5 protein-coding genes and 1 pseudogene are annotated in these 4,034 nt (G+C 70.9%); 2 read left to right on the forward strand and 4 right to left on the reverse strand.

Annotation, left to right across the window (positions count from 1 at the left end):
• From AB0O00_RS31455 to AB0O00_RS31470, 4 genes are all read right to left on the reverse strand, one after another.
• A partial coding sequence (locus AB0O00_RS31455; protein WP_363657557.1) for a LysR family transcriptional regulator occupies nt 1–356 on the reverse strand: 356 nt, incomplete at its 3' end.
• Nucleotides 357–640: 284 nt separating this feature from the next.
• Nucleotides 641–1,450, reverse strand: coding sequence for a HAMP domain-containing sensor histidine kinase (locus AB0O00_RS31460; RefSeq protein ID WP_363657559.1), 810 nt, complete (start codon nt 1,448–1,450; stop codon nt 641–643).
• Between the two features lie 2 nt (nt 1,451–1,452).
• Complete coding sequence (locus AB0O00_RS31465) at nt 1,453–2,211, reverse strand: response regulator transcription factor (protein ID WP_363657561.1); 759 nt, start codon at nt 2,209–2,211, stop codon at nt 1,453–1,455.
• Between the two features lie 101 nt (nt 2,212–2,312).
• A complete protein-coding gene (locus AB0O00_RS31470; protein WP_363657563.1) occupies nt 2,313–2,999 on the reverse strand; it encodes a GNAT family protein in 687 nt (228 codons plus the stop codon).
• Nucleotides 3,000–3,112: 113 nt separating this feature from the next.
• On the opposite strand from AB0O00_RS31470, the gene AB0O00_RS31475 reads away from it, so the two are divergent.
• Entirely contained in the window at nt 3,113–3,583 is a 471-nt protein-coding gene (locus AB0O00_RS31475; RefSeq protein WP_363657565.1) for a hypothetical protein, read from the forward strand.
• Nucleotides 3,580–4,034 (forward strand): annotated as a pseudogene (locus AB0O00_RS31480) (3-oxoacyl-ACP synthase); the annotation flags it as partial. The gene AB0O00_RS31475 and the pseudogene AB0O00_RS31480, both read left to right, overlap by 4 nt.

The following is a 4,034-nucleotide window of genomic DNA, read 5'->3' on the forward strand; positions in this document are numbered from 1 at the left end:
GGCCTGGCCGCCGCCAGCCGGTCGACCAGGGCGCCCAGGAGCGGTCCGTGGGTGGCCCCCACGCGCAGGCCGTGGGTCTCGCGCGCCGCGTTCGCGAAGCGGGCGGCGTCTTCCTGCAGTTGACGCATGGCGGGCAGGAGCACCCGGCTGCGCTCCAGCACCAGGACGCCGAGAGGGGTCGGCCGCACACCCTCCCTGCCCCGCTCGAAGAGCCGGCCGCCCAGGGCGTTCTCGATGCGTTTGAGCTGGGTGGAAAGCGCCGATTGGGCGAGTCCGAGACGGTCCGCCGCCTTGGTCACGCTGCCGGCGTCGCCGATGGCTCGGATCATCCTGAGATGACGAAATTCCAACTCCATGGCCGCAGAACTATACGGGAGGGAAATGGAGGGTGATGAATCCTCCGGGTGAAGATTCGAAGGGCGGGCCCGGAGCGTCAATTCCGTTCCGCCGAGCGGGCTTTCCGGAAGCGCGACAGGGCTCCTCCGGTCGCCGTCGGGGGAAGGCGGCTGCCATGCCTATCCTGCCCGGGGGGAATGCAGGATGGAACTGGCGGTGACCGGAAGAGCCCTTGCGTTGTGTCCGCGAACCGATTAAATCACGGGTGGTCGGGGATTAATCTCAGAGTTCGATCAGAATTGCGTCAGGATTCGGTCGGTGCCGGTGCCGGTGCCGGCAGCCGGACGGTGAACCGGGCACCGCGTTCGGACGGCTCGATGCGCACGGTGCCGCCGTGGGCCTCGACCAGCGCCGCGACGAGGCTCAGGCCGAGCCCGCTGCGGGGGGCCGCAGCGCGCCGCTCGCTCCTGCCCTTGTGGTCGGCCGGTGGTCCGTTGTCGGTCGGTGATCCGTTGTCGGTCGGTGATCCGTGGGCGCGGAAGAAGGGCTCGAAGACGCGCTCATGGAGGGCCGGGGGAATCCCTGGTCCGTCGTCGGCCACGTCGATGCAGGCCCGGTTCTCCTCGTGGCGCAGTCTCACCACCGTGCGGGTTCCCCGGGGTGTGTGATCGTGCACATTGGCGAGGAGGTTGATCAACACCTGCCGGAGCCGGTGCGGGTCGGCCCGAACCAGGTGGCGGCCCTCGTCGATGACGCAGGCGACCGGCCAGTCGGGGTGGCTCACCCGGGCGTCGGCCACCAGCTCGGCGCAGAGCTCGGCCAGGTCGACGGTGACGGGCTCCAGGGGCCGCCGCTCTCCCACGGTGGAGAAGAGCAGCAACTCGTCGACCAGGGCGGTCATCCGATGGGCCTCCGCCTGCACCCGCGTCATGGCGTGGTGGAGGGCCTGGCGGTCGTCCAGGCCGCCGAGGAGGCCCAGTTGGGCGTAGCCGGCGATCGTGGTGAGCGGCGCGCGCAACTCGTGGCTGACGGCGGCCAGGAGGTCGCGCAACTCCTCGTCGGCCCGCCTTCCCCGCCGGTCCCCGGCGCCGGATCCTCCGGAAGGCGTCGTCACCGTCACTCCGCTCGCAGGGCGTCGTCGGCGCGGAGTGCGTAACCGACTCCGCGCACCGTGCGTATGAGTGTCTGATCGGTGTCGCCGAGCTTGCGCCGGAGGTAGTAGACGTACGTCTCCACGACGCCGCTGTCGGTCTGGAGGTCGTGGCCCCAGACGTTGGCGAGGATGTCGGCCTTGGTCACGACCTCCTCGGGGCGCTCCATGAGGAAGCGCAGCAGCAGGAATTCCGTGGCCGTCAGCCGGACCGGTACTCCGTGCAGCCAGGCCTCGTGGCTCTTGCGGTCGATTTCGACGCCGCCCGCCTGCAGGCGGCGCGGTGCGGTGTAGTCGAGGGAACGGCGCAGCACCGCGTGGATCCGTGCGGCGACCTCGTTCAGGTCGAAGGGTTTGGTGACGTAATCGTCACCGCCCAGTGCGAGGCCGCGGATCCGGTCGTTCACCGAGGTCCGTGCGCTGAGGAACAGGACGGGGGTCCGAACGTCGGATTTCCGCAGCCGGGTGCAGACTTCGAAGCCGTCGAGGTCGGGCAGCATCACGTCGAGCAGGATGATGTCGTGCATCCGCGCGAGGCCCAGCGTCAGGCATTGCCCGCCGGACGCGACGGCGTGGGAATCGAATCCGAGGAACCGCAAGCCGGTGGCGAGCATGTCCGCGACTCCGGCTTCGTCCTCGGCGATGAGAACGCGCGGCCGGAATGCCGTAAGGGTGGATTTCACAGGTGCTGGTCCCCAGGTGGTGTCCGGCGCTGACGTGACCACGGTAGTTGAATGTTAACGCAAACATCCAGTCCAGTCCGGGCCCCGGTTCCGCCGGGGCGCGGTGCCGCGCCCCGCCCCGGCGGAATCCCGTGTGCGGGTGCTCAGCCCGCGGGCTGGGGTGCCTCGTCGGCGACGCGTGCCAGCAGCAGCCGGGCGGAGGTCTCGCCGGCCGTGCTGGTGATGTACTCGGCGACGATCCTGCGGGCTTCGGCCTTGTCGGCCTCGGGCACGGCGTCCGGCATCACGAAGCCCGGATCGGTGCGCCGCAGGTCCTCCAGGACGGCGTAGTACTCGTGCCGCAGCAGCGACCAGATCACGGCGTCGTGGTGCTGCCCGTCCAGGTAGAAGTACTCACGCAGGATGCCCTCCACGACGAATCCCGCCTTCGTGACCAGGCGCAGGACGTTCTTGTTGTAGAGCGCGGTGGTGAACTGCACGCGGTGGGCGCCCCGGGCGTGGAAGAGGTGGTCCAGGAGCAGGTCGAACGCCTCGGTGCCGTAGCCGCGGCTCCACAGCTGCGGATCGCCGATGGCCCCGCCCAGTGAGTAGCCGCCGACCGGCCCGTGCGGCTTGTAGTGCACGGCGCCCACGGTGGTGCCGGCCGTGTCGCGCACCGCGAACTGGCGCAGTTCCCCGCTCTGGTCGAGCCTCCTGAAGTCCTCGGCGGAGACGACGGCGCCTTCGGTGGCGGACATCGTGGAGGCCGCCGAGTTGGGACCGAACCACTGCGCCATCAGCTCGTAGTCCTCGGGCGTCGGCCGTTCGAGCCTGACGAATCTGCCCTTCACGCACTCCCCCTGGGGGTCGATGACCGTTCTTGACAATCCTTGACTATGACATCACTCTACTTGACATGCTGTTGCGCGCGGAAGACGGAGAACCAGGCGGGGAGCGAGTGCCCATGACGAACGGCCTGCGGTTCAGCGCCCGGTCGGGTCCACCGGAGAGCGCCCCGCACTCCTCCCCGGCGGCAGCGGTCGACGCGGTGCTCACGGCGGCGTTCGCCGAACTCCCCGAACCGGCCCGGGCCCGCGCGCCGCTGTACGTCCAGTGCGGCGAGTACACCGGCTTCGCCGCCCGGCGTTACGTCGGACGCTGCCACGACACGACCCGGCGCCTGCGGCCCTCCGACTCCACCGCGCTGGAGCCCGCCGAGCTGGTCCGCCGCTGGACCACGGCCGCCGGCCACCGCGGGCCCTGCTTCCTGCTGGCCGGGCCCGACTGGCGGACGCTCAGAGAGCGGATCGCCGGCCCGCAGGCCGGAGTGCACCTCGACATCACGCTGCTCGACGAGAACCTGCCGGTGCCCGGGTGCCTGGTCACCGCCACCGTGCGGCAGCCGCAGCACGCTTCCCCGGAGGTGGACGGATGAACCGGCGGATCGTCGTCAGCGGGATCGGCCTCGTCTCGGCGTTCGGCACGGGCGTCTCCCGGTACTGGTACGGGCTCTGCGCGGGCCGCAGCGCCCTCGCGCCCGCCCGGCGTTTCGCGGAACTCCCTGGCTACCAGGGCGAACCCGTGGGCGAGGTACCGGACTTCGACCCGCTGGGGGAGCCGAGGAAGAGTGCCTACACCCTGGCCGCCCTCGCCGAGGCGCAGCGCGCGGCCCGGCTGCCCGCCCTGCCGCCCGGGACGCTCGTGATCCTCGTGGGGCAGGCGCCGACCCCCGAGGACGGCGGACAACTCGACGAGGATCAGCGGGAGTTGTTCGGCCCGTCGGCCGCGCTTCGGCCCGACGGCGCGGCGGTGCTGCACCTGTCCCACGCGTGCGCCTCCGCGGCGTTCGCGGTGGCACTGGCCCGCACCGCGCTGACCGCGGGGGC

It is taken from the genome of Kitasatospora sp. NPDC093558, assembly GCF_040683475.1.
GTDB lineage: Bacteria > Actinomycetota > Actinomycetes > Streptomycetales > Streptomycetaceae > Kitasatospora.